This is a genomic window from Salinigranum rubrum (genome assembly GCF_002906575.1).
GTDB classification, from domain to species: Archaea; Halobacteriota; Halobacteria; order Halobacteriales; family Haloferacaceae; genus Salinigranum; species Salinigranum rubrum.
Map to the genome: position 1 here is coordinate 3,491,014 of NZ_CP026309.1, position 21,969 is coordinate 3,512,982.

Genomic DNA, 21,969 nt, shown 5'->3' on the forward strand with positions numbered 1-21,969 from the left:
CCGCACGCGTCCGAACGCGCGCACATGGCACAAGCTCCGGAACACGAACGCGAGTTCGGCGCGTGGCCCCTCAAGCGTCTGATGACCGAGGTCGTCGGCACGGGCGTCAAATCCGCCGAGGACATGAGCCGCGAGCAGGCGACCGAGGCGATGCGGCGCATCGTCGCGGGCGAGCCGGATCCGACGACGCTCGGCGCGTTCTGGCTGGCGAACCGCTGGAAACACAACAACGCGGAGGAGCTAGCGGCGTACACGGACGTCATGTGCGAGCGCGTCGAGTACGCCGCGCCGCGGGCGGACCCGGTCGACTGCGGCGCGAACTACGACGGCAAGGGCGAGACCGCGATACTGGGCGTCGGTGCGGGGCTCGTCGCTGCCGCGGCCGGCACGCCCGTCGTGGTCCACTCCGGTGACCGCGTCCCCACGCAGAAGCAGGACGCGTACAAGCACGTCCTCGACGCGCTCGGGATTCGGACCGAACTCCCGCCGGCTGAGTCGGCGGACATGGTCGACGAGACCGGCTTCGGCTTCTACTACCAGCCGGCGTTCAACCCCGCCATCCACGAGCTCTGTGACCGCCGCGACCAGATGGGCGTGCGGACGTTCGTGAACACCATCGAGACCCTCGCGAACCCCGCCGAGGCCGATGTCCACCTCGGCTCCTTCTACCACCTCGCCTTCGCGAAGAAGGTCGTCGAGACGTTCGAACGCTCCGAGCACCACGACATTTCGCGCGTCATCATGTTCCAGGGGATGGAGGGGTACGACGACATCCGTCCCGGCTACACGAAGGTCGCGGAGTGGACCGAGGGCGAGTTCACCGACTACGAGATAGAGACCGCCGAGTACGGCATGGACTTCGAGTACGACGACCTCGGCGTTGACCCCGACGACGTCGCCGGGCAGTCGGCGACGATCACCCGGGAGGTCATCGCTGGGGAGCGCGACGGCGACTTCGCCGACGCGGTCGCGCTGAACGCCGCGTTCCGCATCTACGCCCGCGACGACGTCGACTCGCTGGACGCGGGTCTCGAACGCGCCCGCGACGTCATCGAGAGCGGTGACGCGGTCGCCGTCCTCGAAGACCTGCAGGCGTTCTGAACGCGAGTACAAACAGATGGGAACGACGACGGGAGAAGGCGAGACGGGTCCGAGCCTCGTCGACGAACTCCGTGCCGTCGTCGACCGGTATCTGGGACGGCTCCGTGTCGACCTCGCGGGGCCGCCGGCCCGACCGGACCCCGACGTGATTGCGCTCCTCGCGGACCCCTTTTCGAGTGTCGACGACGTCCACGACCGTCTGTCGGCGGCGGAGAGCCACCTCAGGGGACGTGGCGACAGGCGAGCCGTGTTCCTCACGGTGTACGTCGCGATGACCGCTCGCGTCCGGGCCGGCATCGAAGGGGAGACGTTCGACGACCCCGCGTGGGTGCGACGGTACCTCGTCGCGTTCGCCGAACACTACCGGAAGGCGCTCGTCGCGTTCGAGCGGGACGAACGGGTCGCCCCCGCGTGGCGCGTCGCGTTCGGGGCGTCGCTTGGTGGGGAGACGCTCGTCATCCAGGACGCCCTCCTCGGCATCAACGCCCACATCGTCAACGACCTGGCGCTCGCGCTCGACGACGTCGGCGTCGGTACGGGCGAAGAGCGCGACCGGCGCCACGCCGACCACCTCGCGGTCAACAGGGTGCTGAAGTCGCTCGCTGACGTGGTCCAGACGACGCTCGCGGAGGTGTACGACGCGGCGGGGCTCGAGGAGGCGGACGAACTCCTGGGACGGCTCGACGAGCGGGCGACGCTCGTCGGCCTCCGGACGGCGCGCGCGTTCGCGTGGGAGAACGCCGTCACCCTCGCGGACTGGCCGCGTCTCTCTTCGTTCGTGCGCTGGCGCGTCCGCACCGTCTCGACGGGCGCGGCGTACGCCCTCTTGGCGCCGGGGCTCGACCAACAAGTGATGGCGGAACTCGCCGACATCGAGCACGGCGAACCCGTGCTCGCGGCGCTGTCGGATGCGGTCCACCGCGACGACACCCGGCCACCCGCGTGAGCGTTCGTCGCGGGAATGCCGTGTGAGAGCGAAACGACGGTCTCGAAAGCGAGAGGACGGCGCCTGACGCCCGCATCAGCGAGCCCTGCCGTCCGTGTCGTCGGCAGTGTCCGCATCGCCGCCCCCGTCGAGCGGGAGGGCGACGCCGGCGAGCGTCGACCCGGCGGTCACCGTCGCCTCGCGCGTGACCGAGTAGAGCAGCCCCTCGTCGCCGGCGTCGACTCGCTGGAGCGTCTCGTACGTGGTCGGGTGGGTGACCCACCCGAGCGGAGTCCCCTCCTCGACTTGCCGACCGACCGTCGCCTCGTCGGCGGGACGGAACAGCCCCGACGCCGAGGCCTGCACCCGCCCGAGATGGTTACGGGCGAGACGCTGGTCGGCCGGCGTCTCCGGTTCGCCGGCGAGGAGTCCGAGGTGCCGGAGGACGTTGAGCACGCCGCGGACACCGGTCTCGATGGCGGGTTCGACGAGTTCCCGGTTGTGCGCGAGTTCGGGCGTGATGGCGGGGATGCCCTCGCGGGACGCCGCGACGCGGAGCTTCCCGTCGAAGTCCCGCTCGGCCCACTCGTCGGCGGCGTCCTCGTCGGCCGCCTCGGCGAGACAGACGTCCGTCCCGAACGCGAGCGCGAGCGCCTTCGACCTCGGGTCGCCGCGGCGGTAGACCGTGTGGGTGAGCGTCTCGTGGCTGCCCGTGTGGAGGTCGACGACCGCGTCCGCGTCTTCGATGCGGTCCCACAACCGCGCGGCCATCCGCTGGTGAACGGTTCCCTCGGAGTCGCCCGGCCACACCCGATTCATGTTCGCGTTCTGGGCGTCTATCTTCGGCGGCGTCGTGTACGAGACGTGGTCGAAGGTGAGCGGGTCCGCGACGGGAACCGCCACGAGGGTCCCGTCGAGTTCCTCCTCGGCAGCGAGGAGTTCCTCGTGGACGCGGCGGAGCACCTCCACGCCGTTCACCTCACGGCCGTGCTGGGCGGCCTGCACGTAGACGGTCGGGTCACCGGAGCCGTAGGTGTGAAGCGTCGTCTCGACGGCCATCCCCGAGGGGAGGCGCGCGAGCGTGACGCGTTCGGCAGCGTGCATACCGAGGGGATGACCGCGGGCGTCTTGGGAGTTCGGGATGACGGGAGAATCAGCCGAGGCGACCGACGACGACGCGGGTATCGAACCCGACGAGACGGTACAGCGGGCACGTCCGTCCGAGTCCCGTGACGGTCAGACCGCCCCCAAGGACGAGCGCACAGAGGACAGTGACGGTCCCGAGCGGAACGACGCCCAGCAGGCCGGCGGCGGCCACGACGAGGAGCGCCGGCCCAAAGAAGAGCCGAACGGTCCGGTCGAGCGTGCCGACGTTCCGTCTCTGCACCCGGTCGGGTCTCCGCACCCGGTCGGTCGTGTTCGTGCGCATTCGTGACTCCTCGTTCGAACGTGACGATTCGTGAGAGGATAACTCGGTGTCTCGGTTGTCAGCCCGTGAGAACGGGGACGCGAACGCTTTTCGCGCCGTCCGGCGTGCGAACACCATGCGTGCCATCAGACACCACGAGTTCGGCGGCCCCGAGGTACTCGCCGTCGAATCCATCCCGACCCTCGACCCAGACGCCGACGAGGCCCGCGTCCGGGTCGTCGCCGCCGGCGTCAACCCGTGTGACGCGCTCCGCCGCGAGGGGTTGTGGGGCGACCCGCTTCCGCTGATCCCCGGGTCCGACCTGGCCGGAGAGGTCACGGCCGTCGGGGACGAGAGCGAGTACGACGTCGGCGACCGTGTCTTCGGGACCGTCCCGATGCTGAACGTGAGCGGGAGTCGCGGCGACCGCCAGGGAACCTACGCCGAGGAGGTCGTGGTGCGGACCGACCGCCTCGCGCCCCTCGCCGACGACGTCTCGTTCGCGGAGGGGGCCGCGGTCGGTCTCGTCGGCTGTACCGCCTGGCGGGGCCTCGTCGAGTTCGGCCGCCTCCGTCCGGGTGGAACGTGTCTCGTCCACGGTGGGACGGGCGGGGTGGGCCACGTCGCCGTCCAGCTAGCGGCGGCGATGGGTGCGACGGTCGTCGCCACCGCACATCCGGACCGCCTCGACGACCTTCTGAGACTCGGGGCCGACCACGCCGTCGACTACACCGACGACGACGCGCTCGTCGCCGTCGTCGACGCGCTCGACAGTCCCCCCGAGGTGGTGTTCGACCACATGTTCGGGGCCCACGCCGGTCTCGACGTCGAGGTGGTCGCGCCGGGCGGGAGCGTCGTCGTCATCGGCGGCAACCACGATCAGCCACGGATGCCGGACCTCACCGCCGCCATCGGCAAGGACGTCACCATCCAGCCGTTCGACGTGTTCAACCTCGCGCACATCGACCGCGTGCTCCGCCACCTCTCGGCGCTCATGTCGTCGGGAGACCTGTCGGTGCGGGTGGCGCACCGGTACGACCTCGACGAGGCCGCGGCGGCACATCGGGCGGTCGAGGGGGAGCGCTTCGTCGGGAAACTCGTCGTCGAGCCCTGACGGGCGGTTCGTCGTCGGACCCTCCGACGACCGCGAACGGACGGGCTTTTGGCCGCGGACCGTCAAGGGTCGTGAAATGATATTCGAGAGCCTCCCGACCACTCCGCGCGCGGAGGAACTCCTCGACAAGGCGTTCTCGCGCGCGGCCCGGTCAGGGCGGTCGAAATCCGGGTTCGAGGCCCAGGAGTCGATGCTCGTCACGGCGTCGAACATCGTCTCCGACAACCTCGAGAACATCGTGACCGCCTGGCCAGACTTCGACACCGTCGACCCCTTCTACCGCGAACTCGCCGACGCGGTCCTCAGACAGTCGACGTTCTCCCGAGAGACGCCCGAGGGCGACACCGACGGCATCGACGCGCTCCGCGGCAGCCTCTCGGAGGTGACGTGGGCCTCCCGACAGATTCGAGAGATTCGCTCGGAGTACCAGACCAAACTCCGAAACTCGAACCCCGAGACGGGACGCAAACACCGCAAGCAGGCGTTCGCCCGCATCGCGGACATCCTCGACGAAATCTCCGACGACTTGCTTCGGATCGGCGCGGCCCGCGACGCCCTGCGGGACCTCCCCGACGTCCGGCCGGACGAACCGGCCATCGTCGTCGCCGGCTACCCCAACGTGGGGAAGTCGTCGTTCGTCAACCGAGTGACGCGGGCGTCGAACGAGATCGCCTCCTACCCGTTCACGACGAAGGGCGTCCAGATGGGCCACTTCGAGCGCGACCGCATCCGGTACCAGATCATCGACACGCCCGGGCTCTTGGACCGCCCTGAGGCGGAACGAAACGACATCGAACAGCAGGCCATCTCGGCGCTGGAGCATCTCGCGGACGCCGTCGTCTTCCTCGTCGACCCGAGCGGCGACTGCGGCTACCCCCTCGACGCCCAGTTGGAACTGCGCGACGCGGTCGAAGGGCGCTTCGCCACCCGCGGAACCCCGGTCCTCACCGTCTGTAACAAGACCGACCGGTCGCGCGACGTCGACGCGGACGCGTACATGAGCGTCACCGAGGGGGAAGGGGTCGAGGAAGTGCTCGACCTCGCGGTCGGAGCCGTCGACTACGACCCGGACATCCCCCGTCGCGGCTCGACTCCTGAGTCGGCTTCCGGGCTGTGAATCACTGCGGGTATCCGGATTCGTCGCCGGATCGATGGGGATGGTGCTGAGATGAGCGGGGGGTCAGAGATGCGAGGGAGCGAATCGGCTGGGGAGGGCTGTGGCGTCACCGCCCTGGCAACCGCACGGCCTTCGCGTCCTCGGTCCGCACGCCCGTCGTCTCGAAACTTCGGAACCTCGGAAAATCGGAGAATCGGAATCTCGAAACCGTCGACTGAAACGGATTCGAGCGAGTCGTGGGTCGGTCAGATCGCTCGCAGAGCGGCTCCCGAACGTTCAGGCCGCGCGGTACGTCACCTGAACGGTCACCGAGACGCTGACCGGACCGGGCTCGAACGTCGTGCGGGCGTCGCCGCCGGCCGCGGATTCGGCGACGTCGAACCGTTCGACGGGAGCGAACCCGCCGGAGGTCGACATCGTCTCGATGCTCGTGATGGAGAGGCCGGCCGCGCCGGCCATCGCGTCGGCATCGGCGCGTGCGGCGGTGACGGCGCGCTCGATGGCCTGCGCGCGGAGTTCGGCGCGGGTCTCGTCGGAGAGCGTGAAGCTCACGCCCTGCACCTCGCTGGCGCCGTTGCCGACGGCGACGTCGACCACTTCGCCGGCGCGGGCGGGGTCGGTCTCGATGCGGAACGAGTGGACGGCGCGGTAGCCGCGCTCGGTGCGTTCCCCGTCGCTGTAGTCGTACTCTGGGTACACCGCGAACGACGACGTGGTGACCGCATCGTCGGGGATGTTAGCCTCCCGGAGGGCGGTCCGCATCCGTTCGACGTCGCTGGCGACCTGGCCGCGGGCGTCGTCGGCCGACTGGGCCGTCGCGACGACGGCGACCGAGACGACCGCGAGGTCAGCCTCGGCGTCGACCGATCCGGTGCCGGTCGTCGAGAGGGTCGTGCCGTCCGTCGAACGGTCGGTCGCCGACGGCGTCGTCTGGAGGGGGCCGAGACACCCGGCCAGCACGACGAGCAGGCCGAGCGCGAGGGTGAGGGTGAGTCGTGATCGTCGCATACCGACAGGTCGTCGGCTCAGCTATTCAATTCACGCTAGAGACAAGTGCGCGTTTGACTCATGGCCCGCTCCGCCGGCCGGCGTGCGGAAGCTCTCCGCTTCGTCTACCGGTTCTGCTCCCGGCGGCGAGTCGTCGGACGCGACGTACCGGACGGTGACGGTGACGTTCGAGTTCGCCTGGAACGGAGGGATCGAAACCAGCGGCTGATTCGCGGTCCGGAGAACCCGGTCGCGGAGTCGGGTCGCGAGCGGCGGCGGGTCCATCTCCAGCGGGTGGCCGATGGTGACGGTGATCCGCGTCGGCTCCCGCGAGGAGAACAGTTCGTTCTCCACCTCCATCGAGAGCAGTTCCAGGGATTCGTCGGTTCGGTCGAGTTCGGCCGTGATCGCCTGCCGTGCGTCGGACTCGAACGCCGTGGTCTGGTACGTCGAGTAGGTGACGCCGACGAGGAACGCCGAGAGAACGAGCAGTGCGACGCCGAAGACGGCGATCCGTTTCACCGTCGCCGACCGGGCCTCGTCGTACCGGAACCACCGCTGCGGCCGGTAGCCCTGCTGCCAGAGGACGGCGAGCGCGGCGAAGTTCACGGCGATGAAGTTCACCAGCACGAGGACGAACGAGCCGACGATTTCGGCCGGCGCCCCCCAGGCAATTCCGATACCAACGACGGCGATTGGGGGGACGAGCGCCGCCGCGATCATGACGCCGACGAGCGCCGCCGAGACGCCGCTCGAAACGGACAGCGCCCCGCGACGCCCGCGCCGAGCGCCACGGCGAGCGAGAGGACGTCCGGCGCCAGCCGTTCGCGGACCTCGCCGATTTCGAACACGTCCGCCGCGGTGAGCGGGACGGCACCGGTCCACCGGAGGGAGATGGCGAACACGGCCGAGCTAGCAATGGCGAGGACGGCGCCGAAGAGTTGGAGCTTGACGCTCCGCTCGAACAGTTCGTCGTCGTCGACGACGGTGCCGACGTTGGCCGCCATCAGGGGGCCGATGAGGGGAGCGATCACCATCGACCCGACGACGACCGCGGGCGAATCGAGGAGGAGTCCCGCCGTCCCGACGATGGCGCTCATCGCCGTCATCACGGCGTAGACGTACGTCGACGGCGTCATGTCCCGCGCTCGCGCGGTGAGTTCGTCCCGCGAGATACGGTTCCCGTTGTCGGCGCTCTCCTCGTACTTCTCTTTGAGTTCGTCGAACCGTCGGGAGATGACCGTCTCGGCGTCGACGACGACGGTGAACGCGTCCCGTTCGAGCCCCGCTTCGCGGAGGTCGTCGAGAACGGGCTCGACGGCCGACTTCGGAAGCGGGAACGAGACGATGGCGGTGTACTCCCGGCCGCTGGTCTCGTCGGTGAGGACGTAGTCGACGCCGTTGTCGTCGAGCGCCGTCGTCACCGTGTCGCGCTTGCCCGCGGGGACCGTAACCTGAACGAGTCGCACGGTTTCCCCCTCGGGCGTCCGGGGCTTATAACCTCACCCGGCAGATCGAGCGTGTTCGACCGCCGTGGGTGTGTCTCGCCGAGTGTGTGAGCGGTCGCCGGGTGGGTGAGCGGTCGCCGGGTGGGTGAGAGGTCACCGAGAGGTCCGGAGCGCGGTGGAGGACCGCACGACACACGGCCGCGGGTACTGTCTCGTTCCGGTGACGTGCCACGTCTCGTCTCCCGCAGTCGTCACTACTCGCTTCGCGGTGGATCGACACTTCCTCTCGTGTCCGCGCGACCACCGAAACGGACTCACGCGCTGACCACGTCCGCCGAGAGCGACTCACTCCTCGGGAGCCAACCGTCCCAACACCGGAATCTCCTCGATTCGCTCCGACGCGAGCGCCCAGTCGATACCGGTCGGTTTCCGCTCCGCTCCGGTTTCGACCACCCGCTCGGGCGTGACGACGAGGTCCATCGTCACGTCGTGGGCGTCCGGTTCGGGCGCGTCGTCCACTACCTGCCGCTCGTGGACGGTCGTCACGACCGGCGTCGACTCGTCCACGCGGCCGAGTTCGAAGAGAACCGCCCACTCCAGGTCCGAGTAGCCCTCACCCTTCCCGATACGAGTCCCCGATTCGGTGACGGCGACGCTCCCGCTCACCACGAGGTCGACGTCGGGGAGGGCGTCGGGGCCGACCTGCTCGGCGTAGTCGTCGACGTGTGAGAGCGTCGCGGCCGCGTCGCGCTCTTCGGGGGCGATGCGGTCGGGGTCGAGTTCGAGGAAGGGGTTCTCGTCTCGCAGGCGCGGCACGGCCATGTACACCCGCTTGCCCGCGTGGAGGGCGGCCCGTCGGACCGGAAGCTGTGGCGCGTCGGGGTTCGCCTTGACTACCTCGGCGTTCCGCCACGCCGCCGTCGCAGCGAGCCGGTCTGCGGCCTCGCTCGCGCCCGCGAAGTTCGGAATCCGGCCGTGTGGCGGGAACGGAAACCGGGCCTCACCGCTCTTCTCCAACTCGTCCCAGACGCGCTCGCGGAGCTGCTGTTTGTCCATGGTCTCAGTAGTTCGGTGCCGTACTAGTATCCCGACACCCCTCGATGCGCTCCGTCTCGGCTTCGGCTCCGCGGTCGGTCGACTACTCGCCGTCGACGTCCGCGGGCACGGTCAGCACCGGTACCGTCGAGTTCCGCACGACCCGCTCGGCGACGCTCCCGAGGAGGTAGTGAGAGAGGCCGGTCCGGCCGTGGCTCGCGATGACGACGAGGTCGGCGCCGGACTCCTCGGCGTGCGCACAGATAGTCCGGGAGGGGATGCCGTCGACGACGGTGGTCGTCACCTCGGCGTCGGCCGCCTTCGCCCGCGCTTCGATACGCTCGGTCGCCGTCTCGGCCATCGCTTCGAGTCCACCGACCATCTCCTCCAGCGCCGTCTCGACGGTGTAGACGCTCGCCTTCGTGCGCTCGTCGACGATGGAGAGCCCTTCGACGAGGGCGTCGAACCGGTCTGCGAGGTCGAAGGCGTGCGGCAGTGCCTGGAAGGAGGCGTCGCTCCCGTCGGTCGGGACCAGGATGCGTTCGAGTGGCGGCCACGGCGAGGCAGTGTCGGAGAGGCGGACTGTCAGCACGGGGATTTCGGCGTGTCTGACCACTCGCTCGGCGACGCTGCCGATGAGAAACCGTTCGACGCCGGTTCGACCGTGCGTCCCCATGGCGACGAGGTCGATAGCCGCCTCGGAGACGTACGCGAGAATCTCCTCCGACGGGATGCCGACGGTCACGCGAGTCGTGACGTTTCCCTCGAACAGGGCGGCGACGCGCTCGACCGCGTCTTGGGCCGTCCGTTCGGCGGCAGTCTTCCCGGCGTCGGCCTCGTCACCGCCCACGACGCCGTCGAAGTCGCGCTCGTCGACGACGCTCAGGACGTAAACCGACGCCCCGTACGCCTCCGCGAGTACCTGGCCGTATCGGGCGGCCCGCTCGGCCGACTCGCTCCCGTCCGTCGGAATCAGGACCTCGTCGTACGTCATCACTGAACGGACAGTACGACGGTTCGGCGGATAACCGTTGGGTCGGGTACGCGGCAGGCTTACCCCGCCGGCGTCCGACACCCACCTGTGACGCGAACGCGACTCACCGCAGTCGACGAGGTTCCCGAGAACGGGTCGTTCCTGTTCACGGTCCGAGAACGCGACGGCACCGAGGAGGAGGTCATCCTCGTGCGGTGCGACCCCGGGGCTGACGGCGACGGCGAGAACGAGGACGAGGGCGGAGCCGAAAACGGAGACAGAGAGGAGACGGTCCGCGCGTGGCGGAACTTCTGCCAGCACGAGACCGACCAGCGCCTCGACCGGGGGTTCGGTGCCGCGGTCCGCGAGGGTGAGGTCGTCTGCCCGAAACACGGCTCGATGTTCGACACCTGCTCGGGCTACTGTGACAACGGGAAGGCGGCCGACTCGTACCTCTCCGACGTCGAGGTCACGGTCGACGAGGGCGTCGTCTACCTCACCGATCCGGGAGTAAGATACAGCCACGACGGCGGCATCGACGACGGCGACGACGGGCCGAGTTCGACCTCACACCTGTCCTTCTGAGTCCCCGTCGACGCTCAGCACGTCGCTCACGACGCGCGTCGAGCACCGGTCGGGGACGAGTTCCGCGACGTCGTCGGCGAGACCCGCTCCGTCCCCGAGTTCGACGGCGACGAACGCCGGCGCGGGCCGCCGGCCCAGCCGAACCACGCCCGAATCGAGCGTGCCGAACCAGCCGTGGTACGAGAAGCGGTCGCCGGGGTCGTCGATCCGACACGCCACGTAGACCGCCCCGCCGTTCAGGGGGCGCCACGGCTGGACGTGCGCGGTGGCGGGACGGGTCCACGACGAGAGGGTGAACGCGCGCGTCTCGCCCCACGCGGTGGCGTCGGCCGGCCTCGGGTCGAGCGCGGGCGTATCGAGCGCCGTTGCCTCGGCCCGCGGCACCGACGGCCGGATGTCGGGCGTGGCGTCGAGGAGGAACTCGGTCGCCGGGCCGGTCTCGACGACCGGTCGCCACCGCCTCCCGGCGGGCGTCCCCTCCCCGAGGAGCAGTCGCTCTCGGTCTCGGTCGAAGACGCCGAAGTGGCCGCCGCAGCCGTCGACCTCCCAGGCGACGTACGTCGCGGCCGCGCCGCGGGGCGTCCACGACTGGAGGGTGAGCGTGGGGGGCGTATCGCCGGCCCGCCGGTGGTCGCACTCTCTTCGGCCGAGACGACAGACGACCGTCGGACCGACCACGTCGGCGTCGGGAGGGGCGGGCGCCTCGGGTTCACCCGTCGCGTCCGGGGCGTCGACGAGCGAGCGCGAGCCACCGTCGGGACGCTCCATACCCGACGTTCAGTGGGCGGCCTGAAAAGCCCACGCCTCTCGTCCCGCTCGCCGCTCGACCGAGTCGAGAGCCGTCGACGGGGACCGAGCGACCGACTCGTGGGTGTTATTTCGCTCCCCCGTCTACCGACGGTATGTTCGAGAACCGACCCGACCGCGACGAAGTCGTCCTCGTGGGACGGTCGAACGTGGGGAAGTCGACGCTGATGCGGGAACTCACCGGACACAAGGTGAAGACAGGGAAGAAGCCGGGCGTCACCCGCCAGCCCAATCACTTCGACTGGGCCTCCGAGAAGTTCATGTTCACCGACCTGCCCGGCTTCGGCTTCATGTCCGGCGTGAGCGAAGAGCGGCGCGAGCAGATCAAGACCGACGTCGTCCGCTACGTCGAGGAGAACGCCGACCGCATCCTCGTCGGCGTCGTCGTCGTCGACGGCAAGGCCGCCGTCGACATCATCGACCGGCACTCGGCGGAGGGGGAGGTCCCACACGACGTCGAGATGTTTCACTTCCTCCAGGAGCTAGAGATTCCGACCGTCGTGGCCGTCAACAAGATGGACAAGGTCGACGACCGCGACGAGCGACTGAACGACCTCTGTGACCGCCTCGGGCTCTACCCGCCGTGGCAGCAGTGGCGCGAGACGGTCGCGCCGATCAGCGCCAAACGCGGGAGCGTCGAACCGCTCCTCGAAGCGCTCCGCACCCACTTTCACGACCAGAAACGCGACGACCTGCTGAAGTTCGTCACCTCGTAGACGCGAACGCGCCGTCAGACGACTCGGTTCGTCAGGTCCTCGCCGGCGCGGATCCGGCGGACGTTCGTCCGGACGAGCGTCGCGACGTCCTCGTGGTACCGACGGCTGACGCCGCTGGTGTGTGGCGTCACGATCACGTCGTCGTCCTCCCACAGCGGCGACGTCTCGGGGAGGGGCTCCCGCTCGAACACGTCGAGCGCCGCGCCCGCGATGACCCCGTCGTCGAGGGCCGTGACGAGAGCGTCCGTGTCGACAATAGCACCCCGAGCGACGTTGATCAGGTAACTCTCGTCGTCCATGGCGTCGAACGTCGCCCGGGAGACGAGCCCCTCCGTCTCCTCGGTCAGCGGGAGCGTGAGGACGACGAACCGCGCGCCCGAGACGGCCTCCCCGAGCGCGTCGGGCGTGTGCACGCGCCGGGCGTGTTCGTGTGCCGCACCGGACTGGCGGACGCCGACGACGTCCATCCCGAGGGCCGACGCGCGCTCGGCGACGCCGCTTCCGAGCGTGCCCAGTCCGACGACACAGACCCGCTCGTCGTCGAGCGTGAACAGCGTCTCGTAGGGCTCTCGTTCCCACTCCCGGGCGCGCTGGCGGTCGCGGAACGTGTGCAGGCCCCGCGCGAACGTGAGCATGTAGCCGAGGACGCTCTCGCCGATGGCCGTGCCGTGGATGCCCGTGCTGTTCGTGAGGACGACGCCCGCGTCGGCGTAGCGGTCGATGGGGAACTCGTCGTAGCCGGCGCGGATGCAGTGGACCCACGAGGCGTCGAGGAACGACGGGTGAGGACCGAAGGCGACGACGGCGTCACCCGCACCGAGGTCGGGGTCGTCGGGGGATTCGACGGGCAGCGGGAGGTCGGAGAGCGCCTCGACGAGGACGCCCGGGTCGAAGATGATCTCGACGGAGTCGTGGACGACGACGCGTTCGAGTTCCATGGTCGGGTCTCACGCCCGTCGTACAAGGTCGTACGGGTATCGGGCGTCAGTCGTCGGCGGACGCCACGCTCCCGGCCCCCGTCCCGGTCGTGACGGTGTCGACGACGCGCTCGTTCGCCGCGACCCACCGCAGCAGGAGGAACGCGAAGACGTACTTCGCGCCGATGTCGAGCAGCGAGTACCCCCACGAGGTGATCGCGACGCTCAGCAGGGCGAACCCCTCGCTCCCGAGCGCCCACAGGATGGGGTAACCGAGCCACAGCACCACGGTCAGCAGTTTCAGCGTCTCGAAGATGTCGCTCGTCCCGGCGGCCGCCGCGTCGCGCGGCCACTCGACCAGAATGACGTACAGCACGGCGACGAAGAACGCACAGCTGATGAGGTAGAACACCCACCGCAGCAGGTACGACGAGGTGATGAGCGCCGCCGCGAGTCCGGTCACGCACATCCCGATGTCCATGGTGATGGCCGTGAACAGTTTCGTCCGGTCGGTCCCGGCGAGGAGGCCGAGCGCGAGAAGGATCATCGGCGTCGAGAACGTCCACGTGAGGTACCGACCCCACGGCGAGAGCACCTCCTGGCCGGCGAGCGCGTGTCCGGCGGGCATCGCCAGCAGACCGACGGTGAGACCCGAGGCGAGGCCGGCGTAGCTCGAAATGGAGACGAGCGGGACGAGCAGCGTCGCCACCCAGATGAGCCGTGCCCGTGCCGACTCCACCCCACGACCCATCGCGACGAACAGGAGCACGGAGACCCCCGCGAGCGCGATGTTGACCCACAGCGACGCGTTGAGCGAGGCGTTCTCCTGTATCATCCGGAGCACCTCCGTCTGCGTCGCCTGCAGCGGGACGGTCGGTACTGACGTCAGCTGACTGGTAAGTGTCATCGAAGCCGCTCAGGACCGGGGATAGATAACCTGTTCGGTCGTAGAAAATCCTATAGAATCACAGTTCGTTCGAGTGCGGCGGCGGGAGGAGGACGTCCGTCGCCGGATGCTCCTCGCACCACGCGCCCCAGGTCGCCACCGTCGAGGGGACGATTTCCAGTCGGTCCCCCTCCCGCTCGCCGCAGATGGCGCGGGCGAGAAGCTGACTCCAGTAGCTTCTCGTCGCCTCGTCGTAGAGAACGAGGTTCCCCGAGTTGCGCGCCTCAGCCTCGCCCTCGGTCGCACTCGCCCCGAAGACGCGCCCGTCGACCTTCGCCGTCTCGGTGTAGATACGAGGAGGCTGCCAGAGCTGACCCGAGACGCCGAACGTCGTCTCGACGCCCGCGACGCGGCGCTCGGCGACCATCCCCGACTGACAGATGGGACAGTAGGTGACGAGCAACGGGCCGTCGAAGCGGTCGTTGACGACCTCGTGCCACCACACCACCGAGAGGGGGTACGCCCGCGCTCGCGCCCCGTCCGCGCTCGTCACGCCGATGACGTGGCTGTCGTCGGTGAGACCGTCACCGACCTCGAACCCCATTCGGTACTTCCGGTCGATATCGACGCCCGCCCAACTCTCGGCGTACGCGGGGTCGACGATGGCGCGAATGCCGATGTCTTCGATGATCTCCGCCTCGCAGATCGTAGAGGGGAGACCCCACTCGCCGAGTTGGTCGCGCTCCTCGACGGGGACGGGCGTGCCGTTCGTCGCGAACGCACCGCGGTCGGGAGAGGGAACCGGCGTCTCGGTCGAGCCCGGGGTCGAGGTGGACTCCACGTCCGACGAGAGTGGCTGGTTCGCCGAACAGCCGGCGAGTGCGCCGACCACGCCAGTCCCGAACGCCGCGAGTAACCGCCGTCGGGTGGTCGCAGTCGCAGTCGAACGCGCGGACGAACGTCTCACACCCGGGAGTCGTCGGCGTCCGGAGTAAGCGACGCGCGGCTGTGCGAGCGCGACACACACGGCTCGGGGAGGTCTCGGCCGTCTCAGAACGGTGGCTCGGGAGAAGGCCTCGTCACACGGGGCTCGGAGGGGGTAACTGTCGTCACTGCCACCGTCCTCTCCTTCTGGGCCCGCCGTCAAAACTCGCACGCTCCGGCGACGAGACCGGGTAACGACTTTGCCCGTGGCGACCCACTCATCCGTCATGCCAGTCGACCTCGCCGTCGTCAGCGACACCCACATCCCGGGTCGGGAGACCGAGATGCCCCCGTGGGTCCGTCGTCGAGTCGAGGCCGCCGACCACACCATCCACGCCGGGGACTTCGACGCGCCGGAGACGCTCGCGTTCGTCGAGGACCTCGCGCAGGGCCTCACGGCCGTCGCAGGCAACATCGACCCGCCGTCGGTCGACCTCCCCGACGTCGCCACAGTCACGCTCGAGGACGTGACGTTCGTCGTCGTCCACGGCACCGGTCCGCACGACTCCTGGCCCGAACGCGTCGCCGAAGCGGTCCGCGAGACGGTCGACATCGGTGGGGGGAGCGGCACTGTCGTCGGCGTCGCCGGCCACACCCACACGCCGACCGACACCGTCGTCGACGGTATTCGACTGCTCAACCCCGGGAGCGCGACGGGTGCGCGGCCGGCGAGTCGGACGACGATGCTCACCGTCGGGGTCGACGGCGACGCCCTCGACGTCGAACTCCACGACGAATAGCCTCGACTCGTCACGCGCCGCTTTTTATCTCCGCCCCGAATCGAGTGAGCATGGAACTGTTCGCCGTCCCCGACCTCCCCGAGGTGAAGCCCGGCGACGACCTCGCCGCGCTCGTCGGAGCGCGCGTCGACCTCGCACCCGACGACGTGGTCTGCGTCGCCTCGACGGTCGTCTCGAAGGCCGAAGGCAGGGTCAAAACGCTCGACGACTTCCCGGCCGGGCCGCGGGCGAGAGAGATCGCCGCCCGACTCGAAGCACTCGCGGGCGAGGAGAAGGACCCGCGGTTCGCCCAGGCGGTGCTGGAGGAGTCGACGGAACTCCTCATGGAGGCACCCTTCCTCCTCACCGAGACGCGGTTCGGCCACGTGAGCGTCAACGCCGGCATCGACCGCTCGAACGTCCCCGGCGGCGACCTCCTGCTCCTGCCGAAACGGCCCTCGGAATCGGCCGAACGGCTCCGTGGCGGTCTCGACGCCGACCGCGTCGTCGTCACCGACACCTGCGGGCGGCCGTTCCGGCACGGGCAACGCGGCGTGGCCATCGGGTGGGCCGGACTCCCGGCCTCGCGCGACTGGCGCGGCGAGCGCGACCGCGACGGCCGCGAACTCACCGCGACGGTCGAGAGCGTCGTCGACGAACTCGCCGCCGCGTCGAATCTCGTCGCCGGCGAGGGCGCGGGCGGGACTCCCGTGACCGTCGTCCGCGACTTCGACTTCGGCGACCACGCCGGCAGCGACGAACTGTTTCGAGATGTGGAGAGCGACTTCGTACGACAGGCGCTCCGCGGGTGGCGGTACGAGGGGTAGACGGGACCGAGAGAACCTGTCGGGGTTTCAGCTACAGAACGGTTGCTCGTGTCGGAGAGAGTGAGTTCAACAGCACGAAAAATCGCGCACTGCGAGGTGACCACGCTTACGCGGAGGTGACGGCCGGTTCCGCCGTCGCGGGTGGGTCCCGTCGGAACAAGACGGCGAGAGAAACCGTCGCTCCGGGGAACGTGATAGCCCACAGGGCGGCGACCCATATCAACGGGTGGTAGTAGATCTGGAGGGCCAAAAACGGGAGGATGAGGCCGTTCGCGATCATGAACCGTCGAACCGTCCGTTCGACACCGCTGCCGGTGAACGCAAACGCTGCAAAGAGCGTAGCGAGGCTCATGAAACTGTAGCCGAGGATGTCCACGGAGTACAGGAAGGAGTCGAAGGGGACGAACAGGAACGGCTGAAGCGAGACGCTGTCCACGTTCCCCTGAAGCAGGCGAGGCACGACGAACGTGAGTTGGACGTAGTAGTTGATGCTGATCAACACGGCGTAGATGGTCGCGAACACCAGACCGATGTGGCTCCAAATCTTCCGCTCCTCGGGCGCGTAGTAGTGGACGCTGACCATCAGGATAACGAACGCCGTCCCAAGGAACAACGAGGGGGTGAGCAGTACGACGAGGCCGAACGGAGTGCTGGAACTCTCCGGGCCACCGGCCGACCCCAGGAGGCCAGCCCATTCGCCGATTTGCGCGACGATGTACGTCACGCTGAACAGGGTAGCGAAGACCGCTGCCCAGAATCCGATCGTACTGACCGTTGTTGGCCGCGAAGTGGTGCGTTCCATCACGGTCGAGAGACGCCGTGTAGCGTGATATAGAACGCCAGTGATTCCCGCTTCTGGAGAGTCGTACCGACTGGCTACGCGACCGATCGTCGGCATCTCCACCGAACCAGACCACGTGCCGAGCGGTTCGACGGCACCGACGGGAGCGGTTTCGAGAGCGGGCACCCTTGCCGGTATGTCGAGCGTTCAAACCCGGCGAGTCCCGAGGTCGGGTATGCAACGAGACACGCGACCAGCGACCGCCGACGGGGACGAGCGGTAATGTTCGGCATCGAACTCACGCCGGAACACCCCGTCGGCGAGGTGGTCGACCTCGGGGTGCTGGCCGAATCGGAGGGCTACGACACCGTCTTCGTCTCCTCGCACTACAACAACCGCGACCCGTTCGCCGTCCTGGCGCGCCTCGCGAGCGAGACCGAATCCGTGCGCCTGGGCCCGGGCGTCGTCAACCCCTACGAGCGACACCCGGTGACGCTCGCCTCCCAGACGGCGACGGTCGCAGAGGCGTCGGAGGGGCGGGCCGTCTTCGGCATCGGGCCGGGCGACCCCTCGACGCTGAAGAACCTCGGTCTCGAAGGCGAGCGAGGGCTCCGCTCGGTTCTGGAGGCGTTCACGGTGGCTCGACGGCTCTGGCGCGGCGAGCGCGTCTCCCACGACGGGACGTTCACGTGCGAGGACGCGGGGCTGAACTTCGACGTGTCGGGCGAGATTCCGGTGTACGTCGGCGGCGAGGGGCCACACATGTGCCGGATGGCGGGGAAACACGCCGACGGCCTGCTGTTCAACGGCTCCCACCCCGACGACCTAGCCTGGGCGCGCGAACGGGTCGAAGAAGGGATGCAAGACCGCCCCGACGAACACGGGGAGTTCGACCTCGCGGCGTACGCCAGCGTCTCGGTCGCGGCGGACCGCGAGGCCGCACGGGAGGCCGCGCGTCCCCCGGTGGCGTTCATCACCGCCGGTGCGGCACCGCCCGTACTCGACAGACACGGCATCGACCACGAGCGAGCGGAGGACATCGGCGAGAAGATCAGCGCCGGCGACTTCTCCGAGGCGTTCGAGCGCGTGACGCCGGCGATGATCGACGCGTTCTGCATGGCCGGAACGGTCGACGAGGTGGGAGAACGGATGGCTCGGGTCGAAGAGCACGCGGACAGTCTCGTGGTCGGGTCGCCGCTCGGGCCGGAGGTAGAAGAAGCGATTACTCTTGCCGCGGCGGCGCACGACCGATAGCTCCGTCGCCGTCACCGAGTCCGCCGCCCACGGCGTCGACGAGCGCCCCGAGCGCGAGGTAGCCGAGGGCGACGATTGCGAACGTCGTCAGCGCCCCGCCGATGAGAAAGGAGACGAACGACAGCGGGTCCGACAGCGCGACCTGGGTGACGAAGATGACGACGAGTTCGAAGACGCTCCCGATGAGTCGGGCGATGAAGTCCACGAGTGTGACCATGTTCGGGCGTTGGCACGGGGGGTACTTGGGTGTTCAGGTACCGCACGCCGTGGGGTGGAGTCGTGATCGGGGGCAGTGTGACGTCGAGCAGGCGGTCGTCACGAGCGGTGAGGGGAGGCGGGCGATGAGACGGTCGCGGGCGGTGAGGGGAGGCGAGCGGCGAGACGGTCGCGGGCAGTGAGACGGTAAACAGGACGACCGCACGACACACGGGCGCGGTGAGGCCTCGTCCCTCCCCAACCGGTCGCTCGCGTCGTTCGTTCCACGCGCCGACCGCGACAGTGCTGGACGGTGGCGCGCGCTGGCGCGACTCCCTGTCGCGCCAGCATCGTGCGAGTCGGCTGGGGAGGACTGTGGCCTCAGCGCCCTGGCGGCCGCGCGGCACTGTCGTCTCTCCGTCTACGCAAAGACACGGGAACGCCGTTCGCCCTCGACACAGGGACACGGGAACGGCTCGGTCACAGGAACTCGACCGGACAGCAGAACAACCAGAACTCAGAGCCCTCGCACAGTCTCGACTACCTCGTCCAGCGAGGGCGCGTCGAACCACTCGAAATCGGTGTAACCGTTCGTCCCCGCGGCGTACATCTCCGAGACGGTCTCGACCACCTCGACTGGGAGCGGGTCCGGCGACTCCTCGCACAGGCCCCGCCAGTCCGCGACGCCCTGCGCCTTCGCCTCCGACTTGGCCGCGCTCACCGCCTCGACCCAGTCGGGGTCCGTCCGCCTGTAGTACTGCCGGACGACCTCCTTCGAGAGTTCCTGTCCCCGATAGGAGAACCGGTTCTCGTCGAACGTGCCGACCACGTCGGCGACCTTCAGCGTGCCGTCGTCGTACACCACCTCGATCTTACCGTCCTCGTGGGTGAAGCCGGTCTGCTCGGCGCGCATCGTCACGACGGTGTTGACGCCCAGCGCGAGTTCTTCGAGGCGGTCGAGGCTCGCCCGTCCCGCGATGGCCTCGGCCTCGTCTCTCGACAGATAGCGGTCCTGCTCTTCGAACTTCGTCGAGAATTCGACGATGGGTTCGGGGAGGTCGACCACCTCGTCGGGCCACTCCGCGAAGTCGAGGTCGAACTCGGACGGGGAACGACGCCGCCGCAGCGACGACCCCTCGGGGACGGTGTTGCGGAAGACGATTTCGAGCGGGACGACGTAGCCGTCCGCCGCCGCTGAATGGTACGCCTCGTAGTCGTACGCCTCGCCGTCGCGGGGCAGGTCGGGCACCCGGGCGAGTTCGATGGCCATCGTCCGCGGCGGCGTCTCGCACTCGCCGAGTTCCTTCGGGTCCGTCTCGGTCGGGTCGTCGTTCGCCTCGTAGACGCCCCGGTAGTGGGTCGGGACGTGGTTCACGTCGAGCAACTCGAAGTTGGCCGCGCCCATCGTACAGAGCGCCGCGCCCTTCTCGGGAATCTCGTCGGGCATCCGGCCCCAGTCGAACACCGAGTAGTCGTCGGTGAAGTAAAAGCGCCCGCGACCGAGTTTCCCCTCCCGGGGGTCGCGGTCAGCGTGAATCTCCTTGACGCTGGTCATACCCGTGTGCGCGCGGGCCGCCGGGAAGTATCTTTCAATTTCGTGTGTCTCGGTCGCTCGCGGGGGTCGTCGTCCCCTCGGTTCGCGCGACGTGGAGGGCGTCGGCGATCAGGTCGCCGTAGACGACCGAAATCCGGTAGGTGTCGTCCGAGACCCGCACGTACTCGAATCGGTCGAACACCTGGGGAAGCGAGTACCACTTCCCGGCGGGGACGCCGTACGACCCGTTCTCGATAGCCCACCGGACCGGCTCTCTGACCTCCGTCGAGAGGTTGTCGAGGACCACGACGCTCGCGTCGTCCGGCGGCCCGCGTTCGGTCGCCCGGATGCCGTACGTCGCCAACCCCTGTCCGCCGCTCTCCTCGTACGAGACGCGGTAGTGCGTGCCGTTCTTCCGGACGTAGTCGTAGCTCTGGAAGGGGTCCGCCGCGTCCCGGGCGAAGTAGTCGTCGCCGACGTACGGTGAGTCGAGGGCCGAGTCGTCGACGAACTGTACGCCCCCGTCGACTGCCCGGTCGAACGCGCGCTGTTGGGTCGCCGACAACGCGGCGTAGTCGACGGTGTTGTTCGCGGTCGGAGAACCGGGCGTCGTCGGCGTGGTCGTCGCGGGTGGAGTGGGTGGTGGCGTCGCAGTCGTGGTCGACGTGGGAGTCGCCGTCGGCGTCGACGGCTGTTCGGGCGTTCCGGTCGCAGTCGTGGGAGCGGGCTGAGTACCACTGGGGGCCCCGAGACACCCCGCGACCACGAACACGAGGAGGAGGGCGAGAAGAGGGCGACGGGCCATGCCACACGGTGACAATCCGTCCGGCATATGTCTTCTGTGGACCCGACCGACGCACGGTTTTTGTCGGCAGCGCGTCTCTCCCACACCGTGTCCACCGACCACGACCCCGTACTCGCCGACATCGCCGACGCGCTCGTCGAGGGGCGCGGCGCGATGGCGCTCACCGGCGCGGGCGTCTCGACTGCCTCGGGCGTCCCGAGCTTTCGAGGGGAGAACGGCATCTGGGAGACCGAGTTCGACCCGAACGACTTCCACTACTCGCGCTTCCTCCGCGACCCCGCGGGCTTCTGGGAGGAGCGCCTCCGCTTACAGGAAGCGATGTTCCCGAGCGAAATCGAACCGAACGCCGCCCACCACGCGCTGGTCGACCTCGAAGAACGAGGCGTCCTCGACGGCGTCGCGACGCAGAACACCGACGGCCTCCACCGCGCAGCGGGTCAGCCGACCCTCGCCGAACTCCACGGGAACGCCGCGCGCGTCGAGTGCCAGTCGTGCGGAGCTACGGGAGAGGCGAACCCCGTCTTCGACCGCGTCCGCGACGGCGACACGCCGCCGCGGTGTGACTGTGGCGGCGTCTACAAGCCCGACGTCGTCCTCTTCGGCGAGAACCTCGCACCCGAAACGCTCGGCCGCGCGGAGGACCTCGCGATGGGTTCCGAGACGATTCTCGCCGTCGGTACCTCCCTGCAGGTGAACCCCGCGGCGTCGCTCGCCGGCCTGAGCGACCGCCTCGTCGTCGTCAACTTCGACGAGACCGAGTACTCCGCTCGCGCCGACTACGACCTCCGCGCGGACGTCACCGACGTGCTGCCCAGACTCGTGGAACTCGTCGACGACCGGCTCTGACGCCG

General features: G+C 68.9%; 23 protein-coding genes and 1 pseudogene. 10 read left to right on the forward strand and 14 right to left on the reverse strand.

The features are described 5' to 3' along the window. The first annotated feature begins 24 nt into the window (after positions 1 to 24). Together C2R22_RS17085 and C2R22_RS17090 are read left to right on the forward strand one after the other, a co-directional pair. Positions 25 to 1,101, forward strand: a complete 1,077-nt coding sequence (locus tag C2R22_RS17085; protein ID WP_103426835.1) for an anthranilate phosphoribosyltransferase — start codon at positions 25 to 27, stop codon at positions 1,099 to 1,101. A 16-nt stretch (positions 1,102 to 1,117) separates the two neighbouring features. Then, the gene (locus C2R22_RS17090; protein ID WP_103426836.1) at positions 1,118 to 2,047 is read left to right on the forward strand and encodes a DUF5995 family protein; all 930 of its coding nucleotides are present in this window, start codon (positions 1,118 to 1,120) and stop codon (positions 2,045 to 2,047) included. A 75-nt stretch (positions 2,048 to 2,122) separates the two neighbouring features. Here C2R22_RS17090 and C2R22_RS17095 read toward each other — a convergent pair whose 3' ends face one another. Further along, entirely contained in the window at positions 2,123 to 3,130 is a 1,008-nt protein-coding gene (locus C2R22_RS17095; protein ID WP_103426837.1) for a succinylglutamate desuccinylase/aspartoacylase family protein, read from the reverse strand. Positions 3,131 to 3,179: 49 nt separating this feature from the next. Continuing rightward, positions 3,180 to 3,455, reverse strand: a complete 276-nt coding sequence (locus tag C2R22_RS25265) for a YgaP family membrane protein (protein WP_162562551.1) — start codon at positions 3,453 to 3,455, stop codon at positions 3,180 to 3,182. A gap of 115 nt (positions 3,456 to 3,570) precedes the next feature. On the opposite strand from C2R22_RS25265, the gene C2R22_RS17105 reads away from it, so the two are divergent. Both C2R22_RS17105 and C2R22_RS17110 read left to right on the forward strand, forming a co-directional pair. Further along, positions 3,571 to 4,548, forward strand: a complete 978-nt coding sequence (locus C2R22_RS17105) for an NADPH:quinone reductase (RefSeq protein WP_103426839.1) — start codon at positions 3,571 to 3,573, stop codon at positions 4,546 to 4,548. Between the two features lie 76 nt (positions 4,549 to 4,624). Beyond that, on the forward strand, positions 4,625 to 5,665 hold the full coding sequence (locus tag C2R22_RS17110) for an NOG1 family protein (protein ID WP_103426840.1): 1,041 nt from the start codon (positions 4,625 to 4,627) through the stop codon (positions 5,663 to 5,665). A 276-nt stretch (positions 5,666 to 5,941) separates the two neighbouring features. On the opposite strand, the gene C2R22_RS17115 is transcribed toward C2R22_RS17110, so the two are convergent. The 4 genes and pseudogenes from C2R22_RS17115 to C2R22_RS17130 all read right to left on the reverse strand — a co-directional run bounded on the left by C2R22_RS17115 (position 5,942) and on the right by C2R22_RS17130 (position 10,129). Then, positions 5,942 to 6,673: an SIMPL domain-containing protein gene (locus C2R22_RS17115; RefSeq protein ID WP_103426841.1), complete on the reverse strand. Its 732-nt coding sequence runs from the start codon at positions 6,671 to 6,673 to the stop codon at positions 5,942 to 5,944. A gap of 30 nt (positions 6,674 to 6,703) precedes the next feature. After that, positions 6,704 to 8,121: pseudogene (locus tag C2R22_RS17120) on the reverse strand (TIGR00341 family protein). Between the two features lie 324 nt (positions 8,122 to 8,445). Beyond that, positions 8,446 to 9,156, reverse strand: coding sequence for a 5-formyltetrahydrofolate cyclo-ligase (locus C2R22_RS17125; RefSeq protein ID WP_103426842.1), 711 nt, complete (start codon positions 9,154 to 9,156; stop codon positions 8,446 to 8,448). 82 nt (positions 9,157 to 9,238) lie between these two features. Further along, on the reverse strand, positions 9,239 to 10,129 hold the full coding sequence (locus tag C2R22_RS17130) for a universal stress protein (RefSeq protein WP_103426843.1): 891 nt from the start codon (positions 10,127 to 10,129) through the stop codon (positions 9,239 to 9,241). 87 nt (positions 10,130 to 10,216) lie between these two features. Here C2R22_RS17130 and C2R22_RS17135 point away from each other — a divergent pair, with 87 nt between their 5' ends. Next, a complete protein-coding gene (locus tag C2R22_RS17135) occupies positions 10,217 to 10,693 on the forward strand; it encodes a Rieske (2Fe-2S) protein (protein ID WP_103426844.1) in 477 nt (158 codons plus the stop codon). Here C2R22_RS17135 and C2R22_RS17140 read toward each other — a convergent pair. Then, a complete protein-coding gene (locus tag C2R22_RS17140) occupies positions 10,676 to 11,461 on the reverse strand; it encodes a hypothetical protein (RefSeq protein ID WP_103426845.1) in 786 nt (261 codons plus the stop codon). The genes C2R22_RS17135 and C2R22_RS17140 overlap by 18 nt on opposite strands. 134 nt (positions 11,462 to 11,595) lie before the next feature. Between C2R22_RS17140 and engB the strand changes: the two genes are divergently transcribed. Continuing rightward, positions 11,596 to 12,216, forward strand: coding sequence for a GTP-binding protein EngB (engB, locus tag C2R22_RS17145; protein WP_103426846.1), 621 nt, complete (start codon positions 11,596 to 11,598; stop codon positions 12,214 to 12,216). A 14-nt stretch (positions 12,217 to 12,230) separates the two neighbouring features. Here engB and ddh read toward each other — a convergent pair whose 3' ends face one another. From ddh to C2R22_RS17160, 3 genes are read right to left on the reverse strand one after another with little or no spacing between them, the layout of a single operon-like run. Further along, entirely contained in the window at positions 12,231 to 13,154 is a 924-nt protein-coding gene (ddh, locus tag C2R22_RS17150; protein ID WP_103426847.1) for a D-2-hydroxyacid dehydrogenase, read from the reverse strand. Positions 13,155 to 13,200: 46 nt separating this feature from the next. Next, positions 13,201 to 14,040: a bacteriorhodopsin gene (locus C2R22_RS17155; protein ID WP_103426848.1), complete on the reverse strand. Its 840-nt coding sequence runs from the start codon at positions 14,038 to 14,040 to the stop codon at positions 13,201 to 13,203. 58 nt (positions 14,041 to 14,098) lie between these two features. After that, positions 14,099 to 14,986: a DUF3179 domain-containing (seleno)protein gene (locus C2R22_RS17160; RefSeq protein WP_245902801.1), complete on the reverse strand. Its 888-nt coding sequence runs from the start codon at positions 14,984 to 14,986 to the stop codon at positions 14,099 to 14,101. Positions 14,987 to 15,230: 244 nt separating this feature from the next. On the opposite strand from C2R22_RS17160, the gene C2R22_RS17165 reads away from it, so the two are divergent. Both C2R22_RS17165 and C2R22_RS17170 read left to right on the forward strand, forming a co-directional pair. Further along, the gene (locus C2R22_RS17165; RefSeq protein ID WP_103426850.1) at positions 15,231 to 15,743 is read left to right on the forward strand and encodes a metallophosphoesterase family protein; all 513 of its coding nucleotides are present in this window, start codon (positions 15,231 to 15,233) and stop codon (positions 15,741 to 15,743) included. Positions 15,744 to 15,793: 50 nt separating this feature from the next. Next, complete coding sequence (locus tag C2R22_RS17170; protein WP_103426851.1) at positions 15,794 to 16,549, forward strand: coenzyme F420-0:L-glutamate ligase; 756 nt, start codon at positions 15,794 to 15,796, stop codon at positions 16,547 to 16,549. Positions 16,550 to 16,655: 106 nt separating this feature from the next. Here C2R22_RS17170 and C2R22_RS17175 read toward each other — a convergent pair whose 3' ends face one another. Beyond that, on the reverse strand, positions 16,656 to 17,351 hold the full coding sequence (locus C2R22_RS17175; protein WP_103426852.1) for a hypothetical protein: 696 nt from the start codon (positions 17,349 to 17,351) through the stop codon (positions 16,656 to 16,658). Between the two features lie 261 nt (positions 17,352 to 17,612). On the opposite strand from C2R22_RS17175, the gene C2R22_RS17180 reads away from it, so the two are divergent. Beyond that, the gene (locus C2R22_RS17180) at positions 17,613 to 18,584 is read left to right on the forward strand and encodes a 5,10-methylenetetrahydromethanopterin reductase (protein WP_103426853.1); all 972 of its coding nucleotides are present in this window, start codon (positions 17,613 to 17,615) and stop codon (positions 18,582 to 18,584) included. Here the strand turns inward: C2R22_RS17180 and C2R22_RS17185 are convergent. The 3 genes from C2R22_RS17185 to C2R22_RS17195 form a co-directional block, all read right to left on the reverse strand. After that, a complete protein-coding gene (locus C2R22_RS17185) occupies positions 18,553 to 18,801 on the reverse strand; it encodes a hypothetical protein (protein ID WP_103426854.1) in 249 nt (82 codons plus the stop codon). The two genes, C2R22_RS17180 and C2R22_RS17185, sit on opposite strands and share 32 nt — an antisense overlap. Before the next feature lie 495 nt (positions 18,802 to 19,296). Beyond that, entirely contained in the window at positions 19,297 to 20,334 is a 1,038-nt protein-coding gene (locus tag C2R22_RS17190) for a phosphoribosylaminoimidazolesuccinocarboxamide synthase (protein ID WP_103426855.1), read from the reverse strand. Positions 20,335 to 20,368: 34 nt separating this feature from the next. Then, positions 20,369 to 21,118 (reverse strand): hypothetical protein, encoded by a 750-nt coding sequence (locus C2R22_RS17195; protein ID WP_103426856.1) that lies wholly within the window; start codon positions 21,116 to 21,118, stop codon positions 20,369 to 20,371. A 153-nt stretch (positions 21,119 to 21,271) separates the two neighbouring features. On the opposite strand from C2R22_RS17195, the gene C2R22_RS17200 reads away from it, so the two are divergent. Continuing rightward, complete coding sequence (locus C2R22_RS17200; protein WP_103427727.1) at positions 21,272 to 21,964, forward strand: SIR2 family NAD-dependent protein deacylase; 693 nt, start codon at positions 21,272 to 21,274, stop codon at positions 21,962 to 21,964. The last annotated feature ends 5 nt before the right edge of the window (positions 21,965 to 21,969 follow it).

Excerpts from the sequence above, each read along its gene's own strand:
- engB (WP_103426846.1), top strand. The coding sequence starts at position 11,596 with ATGTTCGAGAACCGACCCGACCGCGACGAAGTCGTCCTCGTGGGACGG.
- C2R22_RS17090 (WP_103426836.1), top strand. The coding sequence starts at position 1,118 with ATGGGAACGACGACGGGAGAAGGCGAGACGGGTCCGAGCCTCGTCGAC.
- C2R22_RS17195 (WP_103426856.1), bottom strand. The coding sequence starts at position 21,118 with ATGGCCCGTCGCCCTCTTCTCGCCCTCCTCCTCGTGTTCGTGGTCGCG.
- C2R22_RS17155 (WP_103426848.1), bottom strand. The coding sequence starts at position 14,040 with ATGACACTTACCAGTCAGCTGACGTCAGTACCGACCGTCCCGCTGCAG.
- C2R22_RS17175 (WP_103426852.1), bottom strand. The coding sequence starts at position 17,351 with ATGGAACGCACCACTTCGCGGCCAACAACGGTCAGTACGATCGGATTC.
- C2R22_RS17095 (WP_103426837.1), bottom strand. The coding sequence starts at position 3,130 with ATGCACGCTGCCGAACGCGTCACGCTCGCGCGCCTCCCCTCGGGGATG.
- C2R22_RS17200 (WP_103427727.1), top strand. The coding sequence starts at position 21,272 with ATGGCGCTCACCGGCGCGGGCGTCTCGACTGCCTCGGGCGTCCCGAGC.
- C2R22_RS17165 (WP_103426850.1), top strand. The coding sequence starts at position 15,231 with ATGCCAGTCGACCTCGCCGTCGTCAGCGACACCCACATCCCGGGTCGG.
- C2R22_RS17115 (WP_103426841.1), bottom strand. The coding sequence starts at position 6,673 with ATGCGACGATCACGACTCACCCTCACCCTCGCGCTCGGCCTGCTCGTC.
- C2R22_RS17125 (WP_103426842.1), bottom strand. The coding sequence starts at position 9,156 with ATGGACAAACAGCAGCTCCGCGAGCGCGTCTGGGACGAGTTGGAGAAG.
- C2R22_RS17140 (WP_103426845.1), bottom strand. The coding sequence starts at position 11,461 with ATGGAGCGTCCCGACGGTGGCTCGCGCTCGCTCGTCGACGCCCCGGAC.
- C2R22_RS17190 (WP_103426855.1), bottom strand. The coding sequence starts at position 20,334 with ATGACCAGCGTCAAGGAGATTCACGCTGACCGCGACCCCCGGGAGGGG.
- ddh (WP_103426847.1), bottom strand. The coding sequence starts at position 13,154 with ATGGAACTCGAACGCGTCGTCGTCCACGACTCCGTCGAGATCATCTTC.
- C2R22_RS17110 (WP_103426840.1), top strand. The coding sequence starts at position 4,625 with ATGATATTCGAGAGCCTCCCGACCACTCCGCGCGCGGAGGAACTCCTC.
- C2R22_RS17105 (WP_103426839.1), top strand. The coding sequence starts at position 3,571 with ATGCGTGCCATCAGACACCACGAGTTCGGCGGCCCCGAGGTACTCGCC.
- C2R22_RS17085 (WP_103426835.1), top strand. The coding sequence starts at position 25 with ATGGCACAAGCTCCGGAACACGAACGCGAGTTCGGCGCGTGGCCCCTC.
- C2R22_RS25265 (WP_162562551.1), bottom strand. The coding sequence starts at position 3,455 with ATGCGCACGAACACGACCGACCGGGTGCGGAGACCCGACCGGGTGCAG.
- C2R22_RS17185 (WP_103426854.1), bottom strand. The coding sequence starts at position 18,801 with ATGGTCACACTCGTGGACTTCATCGCCCGACTCATCGGGAGCGTCTTC.
- C2R22_RS17170 (WP_103426851.1), top strand. The coding sequence starts at position 15,794 with ATGGAACTGTTCGCCGTCCCCGACCTCCCCGAGGTGAAGCCCGGCGAC.
- C2R22_RS17130 (WP_103426843.1), bottom strand. The coding sequence starts at position 10,129 with ATGACGTACGACGAGGTCCTGATTCCGACGGACGGGAGCGAGTCGGCC.
- C2R22_RS17180 (WP_103426853.1), top strand. The coding sequence starts at position 17,613 with ATGTTCGGCATCGAACTCACGCCGGAACACCCCGTCGGCGAGGTGGTC.